This window comes from Caballeronia sp. ATUFL_F1_KS4A, assembly GCF_023630905.1.
Taxonomy (GTDB): domain Bacteria; phylum Pseudomonadota; class Gammaproteobacteria; order Burkholderiales; family Burkholderiaceae; genus Caballeronia; species Caballeronia zhejiangensis.
Genome location: NZ_JALQEB010000002.1, coordinates 282939 through 301734 on the forward strand (window position 1 = coordinate 282939; position 18796 = coordinate 301734).

Genomic DNA, 18796 nt, shown 5'->3' on the forward strand with positions numbered 1-18796 from the left:
GCGCCGCTTTTTACACGCGCTTCGCATCGCGGGGCTAACATCGTCGGATTGCTCCCAGTCACGCTCACGATGGATCAGGACGTCTCCGCCACACAATCCGCGCCCGTCGCATCGGGCCGCACGTCGCGCTTCGGCTGGCTTTCGTGGATCGTCGATCCCGTCATGCAATGGTCGCAGGACCACTGCCTGATGTTCTCGGCGGCGATCGCGTTCTTCGCCGCGTTCTCGCTTGCGCCGACACTCGTCATCGTGATCGCGGTGGCGAGCGTCTTCTTCGGCGCCGATGCCGTGCAAGGCAGGCTCTTCGACGAAATCAGCGGCGTCGTCGGCGTCGATGCGGCGCACGCGCTGGAAGCGATCGTCGCGAACGCGTGGCACGCGGACATCGCGCGCAGCACGGCGATCCTGTCGCTCGCGGGCGTGCTGATCGGCGCATCGGCGACATTCTCGTCGCTGCACAGCGCGCTCAACGTCATCTGGCCAACGCCCGCCGTGAGCACGCGCGAAAGCATCGTCACGCTGCTGCGCGTGCGGCTGATGTCGTTCGGGCTCGTGGTCGGTTCGGGTTTGCTGGTCGCGGTGCTGCTCGTGCTCGACGCGCTCGTCGAGTTGCTCGGACATTGGGTGCTGGGCGATGGCAGTCCGTTCGTCGTGCTCTCGGGGCTGACGCGACGCGCGATATCGCTCGGCGTGCTGATGATCGCCTTCACCGTGCTGCTCAAATTCCTGCCGACGACGCGCATGCTCTGGCGCGATGCCGCGCTCGGCGCCGCCGCCGCCGCGATGCTTTTCGAAGCCGGCAAGCGCCTCTTCGCGTTCTATCTCGCGCACGCGGGCACGGCGAACATGTTCGGCGCGGCCGGTTCGCTCGCGATCATCCTCATGTGGCTGTACTACTCGGCGGCGGTGTTTCTGCTAGGCGCGGAGCTAGCGGCGACGGCGGCGAGGAAGCGCACGCATCGCGCATCGGGCTGGCGTTGAGCATCAATGAAAGAGGCCGTCCGCGAAGGGACGGCCTCTTCAGCAGTTACCCGCTGTGATGGGTGAAACGCCTTACGCCTGACGACGCAATTCCGCAGGCGGCACCTTCATCAGATGGCGATACTTCGCTACCGTCCGGCGCGCGACGATCACGCCCTGATCGGCGAGCATCTTCGCGAGACTCACGTCGGAGAGCGGATCGCGCGTGTTCTCCTTCGAAATCATTTCCTTGAGCAGCGCGCGCACGGCCGCGGCCGAACACGTGCCGCCGCTTTCCGTCGACAGCTCGCGCGGGAAGAAGTGCTTGAACTCGAAGATGCCGCGTGGCGTCGCCATGTACTTGTTGCCCGTCGCGCGCGAGATGGTCGATTCGTGCAGGCCGAGTTCATCGGCGACATCGCGCAGCACGAGCGGCTTCAGCGCAATTTCGCCGTAATCGAAGAACGCCTTCTGATGCGACACGATGCATTCGGCCACGCGCTGAATCGTCGTGAAGCGCTGCTGCGCGTTGCGAATCAGCCAGCGCGCTTCCTGCAACTGCTGCGCGAGCGGCGAACGGCTCGCTCCGGCCGACTGCGCGAACAGTTCCGCGTACATCCGATGGATGCGCGCACGCGGCAACACCGCCGGATTGATCGTCACGACCCACTGCTTTTTCACCTGACGCACGATGACGTCGGGCACGACGTAGTTGTCCTCGCTCGACCCGTAGTTCTCGCCCGGTTTCGGATCGAGGCGGCGTACGAGCGCGCACGCGATGCGCAGTTCATCCGCGCTGCAGCCGATCTTCTTCTGCAGTTCCGCCTGCTCGCGGCGCGCGAGGCGCTCCAGATGATGCGCGACGATTTCCATCGCAACGGCGCGGCCCGGCGTGTCCTCGTCGAGCGCCTGGAGTTGGAGCGTCAGGCATTCCGAGAGATTGCGCGCGCCGACGCCCGGCTTGTCGAGCGACTGCACGAGCTTCAGCGCGATGTTGAGTTCGTCCTCGTGAAGCGCGGGTTCGATCTCCACGACATTCGCGAGGTCGCTCAAGTCCTGCCGCAGATAGCCGTCGTCATCGAGCGCTTCGATGATGAGCTGCGCGATGGCGCGATCGCGTTCGTTCAATTGATAAAGGCGCAGCGCGTCGTGGAGCGTTTCGTGCAACGAAGGTTCGATGCGAACCCAGTCGGCGGGATCGGAGCCTTCGCCGTCGCCGTTGTTGCGCGACGCGCCGCGGCCGAACGGATCGGACGAGAATTCGCTGACGGAATCGTCGCGCGAGCCGGAATCCACGTTCGTTTCGGCTTCCATGCTCGCTTCGGGCGCGAGCGGCGTCTCGGTGGCGTTGTCGGATGTGGTCGACAGGGTCGAGTCGGACATCGAGCTGCCGTTGTCGGCGCCGAGCGCGTTGTCCTCGGTCTGGGACTCGTCGTATTCGAGAAAGGGGTTGGTATCCAGTGCGTTTCGCAGTTCCTGCTGGAACTCGAGCGACGAGAGTTGCAGAAGGCGAACCGACTGTTGAAGGCGCGGCGTGAGTGCGAGCGTTTGCTTCGCGCGTAGTTCGAGTGTAGGCGGCATTGCTTGCTAATCCTCGATTGTTCCAGACGTGATGGGCAGGTTTGCGACTACTAAAGCAACAGCCATGCCATCGAACGTTAAGGTCGTGCAGGGACTACGTTTTTCGTCACCGGCACCCTTCTTTTGAAGCCTTTCCGAGGCCGCTTTCACGCAGTTTTTACACGCGCTCAGACAAAACCGCTGCGGGTTTCAGGCGCGTCGCGTTGCGCGCGGGCAAGCCTTCCGATGAACGTCGAAGATTTGTTCGCCTACGCACTCAGGCCTTGCCGCGCGGGGCATTCAGGACGCTTCGGCTTCGGTCGGCTCGCGCGGCCGCCGGATCTGGCACGCAAGTTGCGGAACGAAGTTCACGATCCGCGTGCTACGGCGCGGACGTCATCGAAGAGCCGCGTCTAGCACGGAATGCGTGAACGCGGCGTCAGACCAAAATCGAAAAAAGGGAGTATCGACATGAAGACGACTCAAATCCTGAAGGCAGCCGGCGGTATCGCGTGCGTGGTGTTCGCGCTCAACGTCGGCGCACAGACCAACGCAGCGTCGTCGACGAGCGGTTCCGGCACGTCGATGGGCCAGAAGGTCGACGACAGCGCGATCACCACCAAAGTGAAGGCCGAACTGCTCGGCGCGAAGAACGTCAAGTCCACGCATATCCACGTCAAGACGCACGCGGGCGTCGTGTCGCTGACGGGCACGGTGCCGTCGGCGGAAGACAAGACCGCCGCCGAAGAAGTCGTCTCGAACGTCTCGGGTGTTGCTTCCGTGAAGAACCATCTTAAAATTGCCGCCAAGTAATGGCATAGTTCGTATGCCCGGCTTCGCCTCGGCGGGCCGCGGTTGAGTGCCAGCAGTACCGGAACCCGCGCGGGTTCGACGATTCGCCGCAAAAGGCGATGACTCGGACGAAGCGCGGGTTCTCGCTTGGAGGCATCGGTTCACGTTTTCGTCGTCCGGTGCTTCAGTCGCAAGTTCTCGCAAGACGCTTCACCAGTGCGCAGCACCTCGCAGCACTTCGAAACTCAAAAACGAGACGGCCGTTCAGGTCGACACTCAAACAGGCGGCTCACGAATGCGCAGTAGCCCGGCGTTCAGAGGCCCCGGCAAAAAGGAGCTCTTCATGAAGACGAAAAAGATGGCATTGATCGGCGCGCTCGCGCTGGCATTCTCGACGACGGCATTCGCCCAGGCAGCCTCCGATGCGGCAGCCTCGGCGCCGGTGGCGAAGAAGCAGAAGGGCACCAATCTGCATCAGCAGAACAAGGCGCACAAGCTGCACGGCGCATCCGCAGCGGCGGCGGCTTCGGCGCTCGGCACCAATGACAAGGGTCAGCCGCAGTAACCCGCGTCGTACTGTCGCTTGACGAACAAACGGCCGCTTCGTGCGGCCGTTTGCTTTCGAAGCGGCCCGGAAAGCCGGGCCGCGTGCTTCACCGCGTCAGCATCAGGACTTCGCGGCTGCGTATTGATCGCGCAGATCGCGGATGCGGTCGTGATTCTCCAGCACGCCCTGATACTGGCGCTCCACCACGGCGCGGACATCGGCGGGCAGGTCCTTGTCGAGCGCCTCGCGATAATTCTTCTTCGCTGCATCCTCGCCGCGCTCGCATTCGGCGAGGATCGCGTGATCGCTATGGCCGGTTACGGCCGACTTCACGTCGACCCAGCCGCGATGCAGCGCGCCCGACACCGATCCGCCGGTTTCGGGCTTGCCGCCCAGGCGTGCAACGATGTCCTGCAATTCGCGCGCGCCCTCTGCGCACTTTTGCGCGCGATTCTGAAACAGCAGCTTGAGGCTTGGATCACGCGTATCCTCGGCGGCCTTGAGAAAACCCTTTTCGCCGTCCTTCGAGGTTTCGACCAGATCGTTGAGTACCGATACGACATTCGTGCTCATATGAGACCTCCTTTTCGTTAGGACATTGCCACTGCGCAACCCCTGCGGGATGCGGCTCGCGGATTCATGACGCACGCGGCGTGCCCGATCGCGGGCCGCGCGGCATACGCCTTGCTGCCGTCACCGCACTACAGCGCGCGACCGGTTCGGGACGTGCGCGCGACAAGGCAACAGGAGAACGCAGTGAAATTTTTCAACCGGCTCGCGCATCGCGAGTTTCTGGTGCTGGCGGCTGTCGCCGCATCGGCGCTGACCTTGCATGTCCGACAAGAAAGCATCGACGCGCACGCGCGCTCGACACACGTTTCGCGCGCGGAATACGGACGCATCTGCGAGCCGCCCGTCGCACATGCGCAGAAGGGGCGCGTGCTGCCGGCCGACTGCGCCATTCGCGCCAACGTGCAGCCGAATCGGCCGAACGCGCCCTGGGTCTAGCACAGACGAAAACGCCCGCACGAAGCGGGCGTTTCATCGATACGGCGCGAAACTACGATCACACGCGCGATTGCGCGAACTCGCCAGCCGGTTGCGGCGGCTTCAGCGGATCGAAGTCGCTCCAGCGGCCTTGTTGCCAGCGGCCCGACGCGCGTTCGATGTCCATTCCGCCTGCTTCACGCAGCACCGCCGCGGCCTGATCGTGCGTTTCCGGCGATACGTGCACGGCCACCAGCACGCCCGCATGACGCGCGGGCTCTTCCGCTTGCGCCGCGCCGTGCGGCTTCTTCTTCGTATGCGACATCGCGCCGACGAGCGATCCGACGTACGCGCCGACGCCCGCCGCGATCACCGAAACCAGCAGCGGCGCCTTGAAGACGGCGAAGATGGCGGCGCCGATGACCGCGCCGACCACCGCGCCGATCGTCACGCCCTTGCCGGCGCCCTTGGGCGCGCCGCTCGCACCCGCATCGGTGCCGACATCGCCGCCGATCGGATGGCGTGCGTGCTGGCCGCTCGGATTGACGAAGAAAAGCGTCACGTCTTCTTCCAGGAAGCCGCGCGCAAAGAGCTTCTGCGCTGCCGTTTCGGCCGCGCGAAAAGTCTGAAATCGGCCCGCAATGATCAGGGACATGTTCCCTCCTTGTTGGCTTGGGTTTTGGGAATGCGTCGTTCAGACGGCAAGGCCGCTCACTCCGGCTCCAGGCCGGCGACGCGGAACAATCCGCTCCTCAGCACGGCGGGCTGGCCGCCGTTGTCGTCGAGCACTTCGGCGCACACCGCGCGGATGCGCGACGCGCCTTGTTCGAACGCGGCGAGCAGATCGTCCTCGCGCGGCGATTTCGCGCCGAAGTGATCTTCGAGGGCTTCGGCGGTGATCGAGCAGACGACCGGCTCGCCGTCGATGAGCGCGGCGAAGTGAATCGCGAGATCGTCGCCGTCGTAGACAGGCGGTTCGTCGGCAAACGTGATGTGCATGGTCGAGTCCTCATAAGCGGGACGGGAAACGGAACGCAAGGCGGCGCGACCGGCGACGTGCGCGATCCTCATGACGCCGCCTTCGCTTTTGCGAGCTGCTGCGCCATCTCGTAGTGATGGCTGATGATCGGCAACGCCTTGGTCGCCGCGGCTTTCAGCGCGGTGTCGTTGCCGGTTTCGCTCTCTTTTCTGAACAGTTCGACGGCCTTTTGATGCCCGCCCACGGCCACCTTTTCAATATAGGCCTTGTCGAACTCGGCACCCTGGAGATTTTGCAGGCTGCCGATCACGGCGGTATCGGCGGCGGGCGGCGCGGTGATGCCGTGACGCTTCGCGAGCACGTCGAGATTGCGCGCGAGCTTCGTGTGATCGACGATCATTCGCTGTGCGAACTCCCGCACCTGCCGGTCGCTCGCATGCGTGAGCGCGAGCTTGCTCGCCGTGAGTTCGGTTGCGCCCGCCTGACCCGCGTCCTGCAGGAATTGCTGATCGATGGGCGAGAGCTTCTCGCTTGGCGTCTGTGCCTGCGCGAGCGGCGCGAAAGCAGCGGCGAGCGACAGCACGATCACGCGCGTCACGGATGGAAAGTATTTCGGCATCGGCGAGCCTCCGATGAACATGCGCTCAGGCGCGCGCCTTGCCGAGCGCGTCGATCAGCGCCTTGTTGAACGCCGGAATATCGTCGGGCTTGCGGCTCGTGATGAGATTGCCGTCGATCTGCACTTCCTGATCGACCCACGTTCCGCCCGCGTTGCGCACGTCGTCCTGCAGGCTCGGCCAGCTCGTCATCGTGCGGCCCGCGACGATGCCAGCCGAGATCGGCAGCCAGCCGCCGTGGCAGATCACTGCGATCGGCTTCTTCGCGCGGTCGGCGTCCTTGACGAAGGCTTGCGCTTTCGCGTCGAGACGGATCGCGTCGCCGTTGACGACGCCGCCCGGCAGGACGATCGCGTCGTAGTCGGCGGGATTGGCGGCGTCGAAGGTCACGTCGACATCGACCTTGTCGCCCTTGTCGACATGCTTGAAGCCCTGAATCTGACCGGCTTTCTGCGATATGACGTCCACCTGCGCGCCCGCTTCCTTGAGCGCGCGTTGCGGTTCCACGAGCTCGGCCTGCTCGAAGCCGTCGACGGCGAGAATCGCGACCTTGCAACCGTTGAGGGAATTGGCCATGAACACACTCCTATTGCTGATTTCGACTCTTCCGCGCGTGCGGAATCCATGGTCGAAGTTCAGCAAAGGCTGTGCCCAGCGGAACGGCCGGGCGGCCTTGAGCGGGAAGGGCGGATCAGGCGGGCTCGACGCTGCGTTTGCCCGTCAGACGCAGCACGCTGACGACCGCTGCGGCAGCCGCGAACACGGCTGCGACGCCGAGCGCGATCACCGGGCCTTGCTTGGGCGCGACGCCGAAGATCAGCGCGACGAGCGCGGCACCGAGCGTCTGACCGGTGAGGCGCGCGGTGCCGAGCATGCCGCTCGCGCCGCCGCTGCGATGACGCGGCGCGGAAGCGAGCATCTGACGATTGTTCGGCGACTGGAACAGCCCGAAGCCGAGCCCGCACACGGCCATGCGCCATGCGACGTCGAGGGCCGTCGGATGCGCGCCGACGCTCGCGAGCAGCACGAGTCCGACGGTCAGTATCGCGAGACCGATGCCGCCGAGCAGGCCGGCCGAATACCGGTCCGCGAGCACGCCCGCGAGCGGCGCGACGAACACGATCACGAGCGGCCACGGCGTCATCAGAAACCCGGTCTCGACCTGGCCCATGCCGAAATTGTTCTGCAAAAGGAACGGCAGCGAAACGAACGCGAGCATCTGCGCGCAGAACGAACACACCGACGCGCCGACCGACAGCGCGAACACCGGAATGCGCAGCAGATCGACGGGCAGAAGCGGCGCGCTTTGCGTCAGTTGCCGCTTGACGAAGAAATAGCCGATGACCGCCGTCGCGATGAATTCGGCGACGAGATACGGCCGATGCTCGCCGTGCCCGATGCCGTCGACGGCAACGATCGCGAGGCCGAAAAAGAGCGCGTTCATGATCGCGCTGATGTAGTCGTACGGCTGCCGATGCCCCGGCGTGCGCGGCATCGCGTTCCAGCCGATGGCGAACGCCGCGACGCCGATCGGCACGTTGATCGCGAAGAGCCACGGCCACGTCGCGACCGAAAGCACGCCGGACGCGACGGTCGGCCCGATCACCGACGAGATCGCCACGACCGTCGCGTTGATCGACACGCCGCGACCGAGCTGATCCTGCGGATAGATGATGCGCACGAGCGCCGTGTTCACGCTCATGATGCCTGCCGCGCCGAAGCCCTGGACGACGCGCGCGATGGTGAGCGCAGCGAGCGAGCCCGACAGCGCGCACGCGAGCGACGACAGCGTGAAGAGAGCGAGCCCCGTCATGTACACGCGCCGGTAGCCGATGCGGTCGCCGAGCGAGGCGAGCGGCAGCAGCGATATGGTGATCGTGAGCTGATACGCATTGACGATCCAGACGGAGTCGGCGGGAGACGCGTTCAGATTGCGCGCGATGGTCGGCAGCGCGACGTTGGCGATGGCGCCGTCGAGCACCGCGAGCGTGATGCCGAGCGCGACGACGGCAATGGCCCAGTATCGCTGGGGCAGCGGCAGACCTTTATCGGAGTCCATCGATGGGCGGGAAGTGGCGGGCGGCGCATCGTGTGTCGCGCCGTTATTTCGAATGGCCAGGACGAAGACGCCGCCACGCGGGGCCGCGTTTTCGCCCGCGTGCTTACTTCAGTTCGTAGAGGCCGGTGTAAGTTGCCGAATCGATCTCGTTGAGATGCGTCATGAAGCGCGCGACGGCATTGGTCACGTTGACATCGAGCGGCAGGCTTTCCGCCGAGAGCGCGTGGATGCGAAAGATGTAGCGATGCGGCTTGTCGCCACGCGGCGGCGCCGCGCCGCCGAAGCCGACCGTGCCGTAGTCGTTGCGCAACTGCAGCGCGCCTGGCGGCAGCAGGCTGCCGTCGCCCTTGCCGGCGTTGCGCGGCAGCGAGCGCACGTCGGGCGGAATGTTGACGACGATCCAGTGCCAGAAGCCGCTGCCGGTCGGCGCGTCGGGATCGTAGACGGTGAGCGCGAGACTGCGCGTTTCGGCGGGCGGATCTTCCCATTGCAGCGCCGGCGATACGTTCTCGCCCGAGCCGCCGAAGGCTTGCTGGTCGAATTCCTGCGCGCGCGTCATGAAGCCGTTCGCCGGAAATTCGTCGGACCAGATGCGGAAATCAGCCATGAGAGTCGAGCCTCCTTCTTATAGCGATGTGGATGGATGCGGCACGGCGCATCGGACTGCGTGGCGCCGCGAGCCTCGCGTGAGCCGGTGCAGCAAACGTGCCCGAGGCGGCAAGGACGAAGCCAGTCGAGTGTAGCATCCGCCCCCGATATCCTGCATGAGCGCGAATGCCGCCGGACGGAATGCGCGAAGACGGCCGGGAGCGGGCGATCGAGCCCTCGAAATATGACGCGCGTTACAATAATGAGATGAATTCAGCCGGCGCGAGCCGAAAGGACGACCATGCCAAACGACCCGCGCCGCGCTGCCGGTCAATTCGTGCCGGCGAGCATGCCGGCGGACGACGCCGACATGTTCGAGCTCGCGCCCGTTTCGCTCTGGCTCGAAGATTTCAGCGCCGTGCGCGAGCAGTTCGAACGCTGGCGCGCGGCGGGCGTCGCCGATCTGCGGTCGTTTCTCGCGGAGAATCCCGGGCGTATCGCGGAGTGCTCGTCGCGCATTCGGGTCGTGAAGGTCAACCGGCGCACGCTGTCGCTCTTTCACGCGAAGGATGTCGATCATCTCGTGCAGAACCTCGATCGCGTGTTCCGCGACGACATGCTCACCACGCACGTCGACGAACTCGAGCAACTCTGGGCGGGTCAATCGCGCTTCGTCAGTCAGACGGTCAACTACACGCTCGACGGCAAGCGTCTCGACGTGCTGCTCAAGGCGGTCGTGCTGCCGGGACACGAGGACACATGGAGCCGCGTGCTCGTCACGATCGAGGACATCACCGAGCTCGAAGCGATGCGCCGCAGCGCCGCCGCGAGCGAGCTCTATGCACGCGGGCTCTTCGAGCATTCGCCGGTGTCGCTGTGGGTCGAGGATTTCAGTTCCGTCAAGTCGTTGCTGGACGATGTGCGCGAGCGCGGCATCGTCGACTTTCGCACTTTCACGAACGTGCACCCGGAGTTCGTCGAGCGCTGCATGCAGGAGATTCACGTTCTCGACGTCAATCAGCACACGCTGCGGATGTTCGCCGCGCCCGACAAGGCGACGCTGCTCGCGCGCCTGTCCGATGTGTTCCGCGACGACATGCAACAGTACTTTCAGGAACAGCTCATCGATTTGTGGGACGGCAAGCTCTTCCAGCAGCGCGAAGTGCTGAACTATTCGCTCGAAGGCCACGAGGTGCACGTGCATCTGCAGTTCTCGGTGTTTCCGGGGCACGAGGCGCGCTGGGATCTCGTGCTCGTCGCGCTGACGGATATCACCGCGCGCAAGAAGGCCGAGGCGTATCTGGAGTTTCTCGGCAAGCACGACGTGCTCACGAAGCTCAAGAATCGCTCGTTCTATATCGATGAGATCAATCGTCTCGAACGCAAAGGCCCGTTCCCGGTTACGGCGATCGCCATCGACGTGAATGGCCTTAAGGCCGTCAACGATCAACTCGGCCACGCCGCCGGCGATGCGCTTCTGCGGCGCGCCGGCGAAGTGCTCGCCAAGGCGGTGGAGAAGCCGTTCCAGGCGGCGCGCATCGGCGGCGACGAGTTCATGGTGCTCTTGCCGGGCACCGACGAACGCGGCGGCGAGACGGTCATCGAGAGCATTCGCCAGTTGCTCGAAGTGAACAATCAGTTCTATTCGGGCAATCCGCTTTCCTTCGCGACGGGCGCGGCCACCGCGCACGAAGGCGAGCGTCTCGAACCGATGCTGCAACGCGCCGATGCCGCGATGTACGCGGAAAAGCGCGCGCATTACGACGGCACGAGCGAGTGATCACTGCGACTGTGTGACTTCGTCGATGCCGCGGCTGAGCGCCGGACACGCTTCGCCGATCTGCTTCTTGTACTCGGCGGGATTGCTCGTCTTCAGCTTGTCGAAGCGATCGACGGTCGGTTGCGCCTGCGCAAGGCCGAGCTTCCATTCGCCATCGAAATCGGGTGCGTCGGGATAGCTTGTCCGCACGACGTTCTTGAAGCGCGCGACCTTGGCGGCGTCGATATGACAGACATCCGCCGCGCCCCGAGCGATGTTCGCGCTCGTCATCACGCCTTCCGCAGCCGCCAGTTCCTTCGATGACGGATGGCCCGGCGGCATCGCGGTCTGCGCCATCGCACACAGGCACCATGTGGTCAGAACGGCGGGAACGAGTAGGGTCGAGCGCTTCGTCGGCATGTGATTTTTCGCTTTGTTCGTGGGGTCAAAAAATTATAGGTGAAGCCCTCCGTGCGCAACGTCTGTTATGGCGAGGATGCGTCAATATCGCGTGCTAGAATCGATTTTCAACGCCGTTCTCAGACAGAAAAATGAAAAAAGGAAGCAAGGCCGCTAGCGCCGCGCCCTCGTCGACCACGGAGCAGGGGCGGCGCAAGTACGATCCTGAGGAGACCAAGCGGAACATTCTCGACATCGCCACGCAGGAGTTCTCGGCGATGGGACTCGCGGGCGCGCGCGTCGATGCCATCGCGGAGCGCACCAACACCACGAAGCGCATGCTGTATTACTACTTCGGCAGCAAGGAAGGGCTGTACGAAGCGGTATTGGAGCAGGTCTATGGCGATATCCGCGCGCTCGAACAGGAATTGCAGCTCGCGGAAATGGAGCCGGAGGAAGCGCTGCGCGAATTCGTCGGCTTCACGTTCGACTATCACGACAAGCATCGCGATTTCGTGCGGCTCGTGACAATCGAAAACATCCACGGCGCGAAGTACATCGAACAATCGAAGACCTTCAAGGCGCGCAATTCGACGGTCGTGAAGACGATCGAAGATCTCATCGCGCGTGGCGTCGCTGCCGGCAAGTTTCGCGAAGACGTCGATCCGATCGACCTGCATCTGATGATCAGCTCGTTCTGCTTTCATCGCGTGGCGAACCGTCATACCTGGGGCGCGGCGTTCGGGCGCGATCCGTCGGGCGCGCGCTCGCGTGCGCGTCATCGCGAGATGATCGTCGATGCGGTGCTGCGGTTCATGCGGCGCGACGGCTGATTTCCCCGCGCGCAAAGCAAAACGGCGACGCTCTCGCGAGGTCGCCGTTTTTTCATTGCTGCCGATGCATCAGCGTTCCAGCAGGCTCTGGAAGTGCGCGAACATGCGCTCGGCATCCGGTTCCAGCCCGGTGAAGATGCGCAACGCATCGACCGCCTGACACACCGCCATCCCGCCGCCGCTCACCGTGCGGCAGCCGAGCGCCTTCGCCACTTTCAGCAGCTCGGTTTCGAGCGGGAAGTACACGATTTCCGCGACCCACAGTTCCTTGTGCAGATACTCGGCCGGCAACGGCAGGCCGGGCAGTTTCGCCATGCCGGTCGGCGTCGCGTGGATGAGGCCGCTCGCGCCGGCGAGCGTGTCGCGCAAGTCGCCGCCGCTTTTCACGACGCGATCCGGAAAGCGCGCCGCGAGCTCGGCGGCGAGCGAAGCCGCGCGGGCGTCGTCGGAATCGAAGAGCGTGAGTTCGCGCGCGCCCATCGTGAGCGCCGCGTGCGCGACGGCCGCGCCCGCGCCGCCCGCGCCCAGTTGCACGACGCGTTCGAGCGGCGCGTCCGGCAGACCGCGCTGAAACGCGCGCGCGAAGCCCGACCAGTCCGTGTTGTAGCCGATGCGCTTGCCGTCCTTCAGCACGACGGTGTTGACCGCGCCGAGCGCGCGCGCGTCGGGATCGAGGTCATCGAGCAACGGGATCACGCTTTGCTTGCACGGATACGTGATGTTCAGGCCGTCGTAGCCCATGCGCTCGGCGGCATCGAGCAGATCGGGCAGGGCGGACGGCTCCAGTTCCAGCGCCTGCAGGTCGATGCGCCGGTAGACGTAATTGAGTCCGAGGTTGCTGCCTTCCTTTTCGTGCATGGCGGGGGTGAGCGAGCCGCCGATGCCCGATCCGATCAGGCCGATGAGATACGAAGTCTTGTTGGTCATGCGAGCGCTCCGGCATGGATGAGCACTGCATGCTGCAGTGCGAGATGAATACGTCGCAGTGTGAACGCCCGCGCGAGGCTTGTCGGTTCGTGTTTCCACTGATTTGTACGGTCTAGTTAGTTTGTTATTATCTCGCAGAATGACATGGATTGCGCGCGTTCGCCATGCGGACGTCCTACACTGGAAGGCACCGCTCGATCCATCCCGCATTCACTGAATTGCAACGAGGAGGCAGCGATGCTGCGTTCGATCCGCACTTCCATCGCGACGGTTTCCATCAGCGGCACGCTTCCCGAGAAGCTGCACGCTATCAAGGCCGCCGGGTTCGACGGCGTCGAGATCTTCGAGAACGACCTGCTGTATTTCGACGGCACGCCCGCCGACGTGCGCCGCATGTGCGCGGATCTCGGCCTCGAGATCTATCTGTTTCAGCCGTTCCGCGATTTCGACGGCGTGAGCGCCGAGCGTCTCGCGCGCAACGTCGAGCGCGCGAAGCGCAAGTTCGAGCTGATGCACGAGCTCGGCACAGACCGCATTCTCGTCTGCAGCAACGTGTCGCCGGATACGATTCGCGACGACGCGCTCATCGTCGACCAGCTCGGCGTGCTCGCCAAAATCGCGGAAGAAGCGGGGGTGATCGTCGCGTACGAAGCGCTCGCGTGGGGCCGCTACGTCAACTCGTACAAGCACGCGTGGAAACTCGTCGATGCCGTGAATCATCCGAGTCTCGGCCTCGCGCTCGATACGTTCCACACGCTGTCGATCCGCGATTCCGTCGACGAGATCGCGTCGATTCCGGGCGAGCGCATCGCGTTCGTGCAAATCGCCGATGCGCCCATTCTCGCGATGGACGTGCTCGAATGGAGCCGTCACTATCGGTGCTTTCCGGGGCAAGGCGCGTTCGATGTCGCACGCTTCACCGCGCGCGTGCTGGAAGCGGGCTACAAGGGGCCGCTGTCGCTCGAAATCTTCAACGACGGCTTTCGCGCCGCGCCGACCGCGATCACGGCGGCGGACGGCTATCGCTCGCTGCGCTTTCTGGAAGAGCAGACGCGCGAGCTGCTGGTTTCCGAAGGCAAGGCCGTGCCGCCGGAGTTGTTCAATCCGCCCGCGCCGCCCGAACACATCGGCTTTCAGTTCCTCGAATTCGCCGTCGACGATTCGACGCGCGAGCATCTGTCGCAATGGCTCGGACGGCTCGGCTTCAGGCTCGCGGGCAAGCATCGCTCGAAGGATGTCGCGCTGTATCGGCATGGCGCGGGTTCCATCGTGCTGAACGCCGAGGCCGATTCCTTCGCGAGCGCGTTCTTCCAGAAGCACGGCTTGTCGCTGTGCGCGTCGGCGTTTCACGTCGATGACGCGAAGCAGGCGTTCGAGCGCGCCGCCGCGTATGGCTCGCAGCCGTTCTCGGGGCGCGTCGGTCCGAACGAGCGCGTGGTGCCGGGCGTGCAGTCGCCCGACGGCAGCCTCGACTATTTCGTCGACGAAGCGAAAGGCGGCCCGACGTTGTGGGAATCGGATTTCATCCTGACGGACATCGACGGGCCGTACGAAGTCGGGCCGCTGTCGCGCATCGATCACGTGTGCCTGTCGCTTCCCGCCGATGCGCTCGATACCTGGGTGCTTTTCTTTCGCAGCGCGTTCGGTTTCGAGACCGAGCCCGCCGTGCTCGTGCCCGATCCGTACGGGCTCGTGCGCAGCCGCGCGGTGCGAAGCCGCGATGGTTCGGTGCGAATCGCGCTGAATGCGTCGATGGATCGCTATACGGCGGTGTCGGAGTCGCTGTCGACGTATCGGGGCTCGGGTCTGAATCACGTCGCGTTCAGCACGCCCGATATCTTCGACGCGATTCCGCGCCTCGAAGCCGATGGCGTCAAATTCCTGCGAATCCCGCGCAACTACTACGACGACCTTGTCGCGCGTTTCGGCCTGCCCGACGAGCAGATCGATCAGATGCGCGAGCACAATATCCTCTACGACCGCGACGAGCGCGGCGGCGAGTTCTTCCATGCGTACACGGAGCAGCTCGATCAGCGCTTCTTCCTCGAAGTGATCGAGCGGCGCGGCGGCTACGACGGCTACGGCGCGGCCAACGCGGCGGTGCGGCTCGCCGCGCACGCGCAACAGCGCGCGCGTCAGTCGGCCTGAAGACGCTCAGGCGCTTGCGGTTTTTCCGCTGCCCGCGGCGAGTTCGCGCTCGCGCCTGAGTTCTTCTTCGCGGGCGCGGCCGGCGGCCTCGAACGCGTCGATGTGCAGAAACAGCCGATGCACGGTCTGGATCTGCGTATGAGAGAGATGTGACCGACGCGTGATCGATGCGAGCCGCTCGCGCCAGTACGAAGGCGGCAGCAGCGGGCCGCCGAGATCGCACGACAATGAACGGCGCAGCACCAGTTCGAGGTGCGTCAGGTCTTGGTCTGCCAGCAACGCCGAAAACGCGCCCTGCGGCTTTGTATCGGGAAATGGGTCCATTACTCCGATGGCGGCGCGATCAGGCGGAACTTGATAGGTGCAAACCCTGGTTTTCGCCGATTTTTCGGATACGCGGCGAACGAAAGCGTTTGCTATACTCTGCGCTCGCTTCGCCGACGCTGTCGGCCCTGCGCGGTCCGCTCCCCGTAGTTCACGGGGTGGAATGACGGTCCAAACGTCCAACCAATAAGCCTCCCCGGCGTTGCTATAGCAAACTTGTAGCAGCGGTTGTTGCGTGCGGCCTGCACCGCGGCGTTACATTCTGATACATAGTGCGACAGATCTATTCTTTCGTGGCATGATCGTGAGCATGGCGCCCAGTAAGGCGCGCCGAAATTACTAAAAAATTTCAAGCTATGCTGCAAACGGTCTTGGCTGCGCGGTTTGTGAAAGCGATGGGAAACGGGCGTACGAGGCCGGTGCTGCTCGAATGCGAGGACGCCCACGGAAATATCGTTGAGATGGTCACAAAATGCTCCTCAGGAACGATGGAGGGTGTTCGAAATCTCGCGATCGAGGCTGTAGCAGCACTGCTGGGAAGGGATATCGGACTTCCTGTTCCGTCGCCTTATGTCGTCCAGTTGGAACAGGATTTCATCAACAGCGTGGCCGACGCCGAAATAAGGCGGATGCTGTCGACAAGTTGCCGTTTTGCCTTCGGCTCTGAGTGCTTGCCAGGAGGATTTGCAGTCTGGCCTCGTGGAGGCACGGTCGAGGCGGCGCACTGTCAGCTCGCCGCTGAAATCTTTGTGTTCGATGGGATCATCGTCAACTCGGATCGCCGTCCGGAGAATCCGAATTGTTTGACTCAGGGCAATGCTTTTGCCATCTTCGACCACGAACTCACCATGCGTCCCGATCAAGTCTTGTTTTGGAAAGCACCTTGGCTCAGTGGCGGATTTGACCAGATGCACGGGCCGAACCTTCATATCTTCTCGCGCCCTTATCTAGAGCAAAGTCCCCAGGACCTGAATCGGTTCATCGCAGCTTGGAACGACCTCAGTCGGGAGCGCCTTGCTTCCTACGTCGAGGCGTTGCCAGGTGAGTGGCGGCCGGACGATCAATTCCTCGACGGCGTCGTGGATCATTTGGATGCCGCTCGCACGAATATTGCTGCTGTAGTGCAAACCGCGCTGGGAGTCCTGCAATGAGCCTGACGACTAGAGAAAAGCTCAACAAATTCCAGGCTTTGCCCACAGCGAAGCGGGCGCAGTACTCCTATTCAATTCTGCGCTATGTACACGACGTTGCGACGGGAGAATTCGTGAACGTAGGAGTTGTAGTTTATTCTCCGCAGCAGCATTACTTTGACTTCAACCTTCGGAAATCACTAGGTCGAATTTCGGACCTATTCCCGGATATCAAGGCGACTGGGTTTAGATCTCTGCTGCGCGTGGTTTCGCGCCGCTTAGAGGAAATAAAGAAGGCCAGCGAACCGATCTTGGACGTCAAACCCGACACTCGGACATTTGAACATTTGCTTGCCTCGGTTCTTCCAAAGGACGATTCGGCGTTGGTTTGGGCGAATGGAGGAACGGGAGTCAGCGGTGATGTCTCGGCTGTTTTGACGCGTTTGTTCGAACGATACGTCGCGAAGTACGATCGACCAAAGCAGAAGCAAGGACGGACCGATGAAGACGTGGGCCGCAGCGTAAGAAAAAGTCTCCAAGATCGTCATTTGCTCGAATACTTTGAGCCAAAGACTATTGAAGGTAAAAGCGACGATGTCAAATTCGAGTTCGCATGGAAGAATGGGATATGGCATTGCATTGAGCCCCTCTCATTTGACTTGAGCGGTGCGGACAACATCCGAGATAAGGCGCACAAATGCGCTGGAGAAATCGTCGGTATTTCGGACTCTCAGGATAAATTCAAAGTTTATCTGGTGTTAGGAAAGCCTGATCGCGCTGACCTAACAGATGCATTCGAAAAGGCGAAAGGCATTCTGCACAATGTCTCGTCAGCAGAGATCTACGTTGAAGACGAGAAAGATGAGCTCTTTGATAAGTTGCGAGGCAAGATATCCGCTCATTTTTGATGTCTTGACGCTGGTCGAACCATAAGAGCGATTTCGACAGCCAAGAGCAAACGAAAAGGACCCAAATGTGGGTCCTTTTTTTCATTGAACGGGGATTAAATGTCGTCAGCTGCATGTCGAAAGTCGCACAGACGATGAGGGTACCGGTTACGTTCTACGACGGCGCGTGTTCAGATCATGTTCCTACGTACAAGCGTCAAAGTTGGGGGGCTGTGACCATGTCGACATGGCGTCATTCGAGACGCCCCTCCTCTCGAAAATCGGTCGAATGATCGAAACGCCGGTTGACGTATTAGTGCGGCGGCTGCGTTTCGACAACAGGCGGTCTTACAGGCCCAGTGAGTCCAGTCATTGCTTGCGCTGAACCCTAAACAGAACTAAAACTTGGTGAGCACATGAGACTTTAGCGTGCGGCGCCTGCCGACATGGCGGCAGATTGCACTAATCGGTCGCATCTTTGCGAGGCCATGGACTCGGAGGTTCGACGGTTGGCGCTGGATTAACTCCCCGCGTGTCAAAGGTTTCATCGTTTTGCTCAGGCGGAAGCGTTTCTCTCCGCGCGGACGGGCTTCTCGAGCTATCGTTCCGCTGTGGCACAACATCGTGAGTGGTAGGGTGCTTTGCTGAATTCGCACCGGCGGCGGTCGCAGACGAGACAACGGCGGACGCAGCCAGCGCTGCGACAAGATTGCGAGCAAATGTTCGTGTATCAATCATGATCAGGCTGCCAAGCAGAGTGAAAATCATGGACCGCGATCAACATCCTGTATGGGCAGTTTATGACAAATTGCGAACAGCCCGGCTTAACGTAAAGTACTACTGTAGGCGCTTACAAAGGTTAGAGCGAATTATCTTCACTCTGGACGTAATTCTTCTGGTGGCTGCACCATCGTCGGCCATTGCCAGCTTATGGTTTTGGGATACGCCAGCAGGAAGGATCGCCTGGCAGTCGCTTAGCGTCGTCGCCGCAATCATCGCGACCGTACGGCCGATATTCCACTTGACAAGGCGCGTGAAGGAATATGAGAGTGCAATCGCTGCATATCGCATTATGGAATATGACCTTGAGTCGGTTCGTCAGCGTATTGAACAGCGCGGAGAATATGATGCGAAGCTGCGTTCCGAATTTTTACGGATCGTAGAACGACAGAAGGCTGCAGAGCTGGCGAGCCCGGAGAAGGTTGCAGATCAGAAGCTGTTGAAAGAATGCTCCGACGCTGTCCTGTCCGAATTACCGGCAAACTCGTTCTTTGTTCCGTCGACATCGCGCATAGGGTGA

21 protein-coding genes are annotated in these 18796 nt (G+C 62.5%); 10 read left to right on the top strand and 11 right to left on the bottom strand.

The window, feature by feature from the left end:
- The first annotated feature begins 69 nt into the window (after positions 1 to 69).
- Positions 70 to 981: a YihY/virulence factor BrkB family protein gene (locus NCS03_RS04415; protein ID WP_034471304.1), complete on the top strand. Its 912-nt coding sequence runs from the start codon at positions 70 to 72 to the stop codon at positions 979 to 981.
- A gap of 72 nt (positions 982 to 1053) precedes the next feature.
- Here NCS03_RS04415 and NCS03_RS04420 read toward each other — a convergent pair whose 3' ends face one another.
- Positions 1054 to 2541, bottom strand: coding sequence for an RNA polymerase factor sigma-54 (locus tag NCS03_RS04420; RefSeq protein WP_175981825.1), 1488 nt, complete (start codon positions 2539 to 2541; stop codon positions 1054 to 1056).
- Positions 2542 to 2991: 450 nt separating this feature from the next.
- Between NCS03_RS04420 and NCS03_RS04425 the strand changes: the two genes are divergently transcribed.
- Together NCS03_RS04425 and NCS03_RS04430 are read left to right on the top strand one after the other, a co-directional pair.
- Positions 2992 to 3333 carry a BON domain-containing protein gene (locus tag NCS03_RS04425; protein WP_008350779.1) on the top strand — a complete coding sequence of 114 codons (342 nt, stop codon included), beginning with the start codon at positions 2992 to 2994 and terminating at the stop codon, positions 3331 to 3333.
- A gap of 322 nt (positions 3334 to 3655) precedes the next feature.
- Positions 3656 to 3877, top strand: coding sequence for a hypothetical protein (locus NCS03_RS04430; RefSeq protein ID WP_008350777.1), 222 nt, complete (start codon positions 3656 to 3658; stop codon positions 3875 to 3877).
- Between the two features lie 102 nt (positions 3878 to 3979).
- Here NCS03_RS04430 and NCS03_RS04435 read toward each other — a convergent pair whose 3' ends face one another.
- Positions 3980 to 4432: a PA2169 family four-helix-bundle protein gene (locus NCS03_RS04435; protein ID WP_008350776.1), complete on the bottom strand. Its 453-nt coding sequence runs from the start codon at positions 4430 to 4432 to the stop codon at positions 3980 to 3982.
- A 183-nt stretch (positions 4433 to 4615) separates the two neighbouring features.
- Between NCS03_RS04435 and NCS03_RS04440 the strand changes: the two genes are divergently transcribed.
- Positions 4616 to 4867, top strand: a complete 252-nt coding sequence (locus NCS03_RS04440) for a hypothetical protein (protein WP_250528803.1) — start codon at positions 4616 to 4618, stop codon at positions 4865 to 4867.
- A 58-nt stretch (positions 4868 to 4925) separates the two neighbouring features.
- On the opposite strand, the gene NCS03_RS04445 is transcribed toward NCS03_RS04440, so the two are convergent.
- The 6 genes from NCS03_RS04445 to NCS03_RS04470 form a co-directional block, all read right to left on the bottom strand.
- Positions 4926 to 5501 carry a glycine zipper domain-containing protein gene (locus NCS03_RS04445; RefSeq protein WP_034471300.1) on the bottom strand — a complete coding sequence of 192 codons (576 nt, stop codon included), beginning with the start codon at positions 5499 to 5501 and terminating at the stop codon, positions 4926 to 4928.
- Between the two features lie 56 nt (positions 5502 to 5557).
- Positions 5558 to 5917, bottom strand: a complete 360-nt coding sequence (locus NCS03_RS04450; protein ID WP_008350770.1) for a DUF1488 family protein — start codon at positions 5915 to 5917, stop codon at positions 5558 to 5560.
- Complete coding sequence (locus NCS03_RS04455) at positions 5914 to 6444, bottom strand: DUF4142 domain-containing protein (RefSeq protein ID WP_250521001.1); 531 nt, start codon at positions 6442 to 6444, stop codon at positions 5914 to 5916. Before NCS03_RS04455 ends, NCS03_RS04450 begins: the two co-directional genes overlap by 4 nt.
- 25 nt (positions 6445 to 6469) lie before the next feature.
- Positions 6470 to 7018: a type 1 glutamine amidotransferase domain-containing protein gene (locus tag NCS03_RS04460; protein ID WP_244807824.1), complete on the bottom strand. Its 549-nt coding sequence runs from the start codon at positions 7016 to 7018 to the stop codon at positions 6470 to 6472.
- Positions 7019 to 7133: 115 nt separating this feature from the next.
- Positions 7134 to 8501: an MFS transporter gene (locus NCS03_RS04465; RefSeq protein ID WP_034471296.1), complete on the bottom strand. Its 1368-nt coding sequence runs from the start codon at positions 8499 to 8501 to the stop codon at positions 7134 to 7136.
- Between the two features lie 103 nt (positions 8502 to 8604).
- A complete protein-coding gene (locus tag NCS03_RS04470; RefSeq protein ID WP_250496711.1) occupies positions 8605 to 9108 on the bottom strand; it encodes a YbhB/YbcL family Raf kinase inhibitor-like protein in 504 nt (167 codons plus the stop codon).
- Positions 9109 to 9390: 282 nt separating this feature from the next.
- Here NCS03_RS04470 and NCS03_RS04475 point away from each other — a divergent pair, with 282 nt between their 5' ends.
- The gene (locus NCS03_RS04475; RefSeq protein WP_250528804.1) at positions 9391 to 10869 is read left to right on the top strand and encodes a sensor domain-containing diguanylate cyclase; all 1479 of its coding nucleotides are present in this window, start codon (positions 9391 to 9393) and stop codon (positions 10867 to 10869) included.
- On the opposite strand, the gene NCS03_RS04480 is transcribed toward NCS03_RS04475, so the two are convergent.
- The gene (locus NCS03_RS04480; RefSeq protein WP_239295192.1) at positions 10870 to 11268 is read right to left on the bottom strand and encodes a hypothetical protein; all 399 of its coding nucleotides are present in this window, start codon (positions 11266 to 11268) and stop codon (positions 10870 to 10872) included.
- A 131-nt stretch (positions 11269 to 11399) separates the two neighbouring features.
- On the opposite strand from NCS03_RS04480, the gene NCS03_RS04485 reads away from it, so the two are divergent.
- Positions 11400 to 12080 (top strand): TetR/AcrR family transcriptional regulator, encoded by a 681-nt coding sequence (locus NCS03_RS04485; protein WP_008350756.1) that lies wholly within the window; start codon positions 11400 to 11402, stop codon positions 12078 to 12080.
- Between the two features lie 69 nt (positions 12081 to 12149).
- On the opposite strand, the gene NCS03_RS04490 is transcribed toward NCS03_RS04485, so the two are convergent.
- Entirely contained in the window at positions 12150 to 13007 is an 858-nt protein-coding gene (locus NCS03_RS04490) for a shikimate dehydrogenase (RefSeq protein ID WP_034471290.1), read from the bottom strand.
- 249 nt (positions 13008 to 13256) lie between these two features.
- Between NCS03_RS04490 and NCS03_RS04495 the strand changes: the two genes are divergently transcribed.
- The gene (locus NCS03_RS04495) at positions 13257 to 15155 is read left to right on the top strand and encodes a bifunctional sugar phosphate isomerase/epimerase/4-hydroxyphenylpyruvate dioxygenase family protein (RefSeq protein WP_033536690.1); all 1899 of its coding nucleotides are present in this window, start codon (positions 13257 to 13259) and stop codon (positions 15153 to 15155) included.
- A 6-nt stretch (positions 15156 to 15161) separates the two neighbouring features.
- Here the strand turns inward: NCS03_RS04495 and NCS03_RS04500 are convergent, their stop codons facing one another.
- Positions 15162 to 15479, bottom strand: a complete 318-nt coding sequence (locus NCS03_RS04500) for a hypothetical protein (protein ID WP_008350750.1) — start codon at positions 15477 to 15479, stop codon at positions 15162 to 15164.
- A 356-nt stretch (positions 15480 to 15835) separates the two neighbouring features.
- Between NCS03_RS04500 and NCS03_RS04505 the strand changes: the two genes are divergently transcribed.
- The 3 genes from NCS03_RS04505 to NCS03_RS04515 all read left to right on the top strand — a co-directional run bounded on the left by NCS03_RS04505 (position 15836) and on the right by NCS03_RS04515 (position 18796).
- Positions 15836 to 16630 carry a HipA family kinase gene (locus NCS03_RS04505; RefSeq protein WP_250528805.1) on the top strand — a complete coding sequence of 265 codons (795 nt, stop codon included), beginning with the start codon at positions 15836 to 15838 and terminating at the stop codon, positions 16628 to 16630.
- A complete protein-coding gene (locus tag NCS03_RS04510) occupies positions 16627 to 17517 on the top strand; it encodes a DUF3037 domain-containing protein (protein ID WP_250528806.1) in 891 nt (296 codons plus the stop codon). Before NCS03_RS04505 ends, NCS03_RS04510 begins: the two co-directional genes overlap by 4 nt.
- A 745-nt stretch (positions 17518 to 18262) precedes the next feature.
- Complete coding sequence (locus tag NCS03_RS04515) at positions 18263 to 18796, top strand: hypothetical protein (RefSeq protein WP_250528807.1); 534 nt, start codon at positions 18263 to 18265, stop codon at positions 18794 to 18796.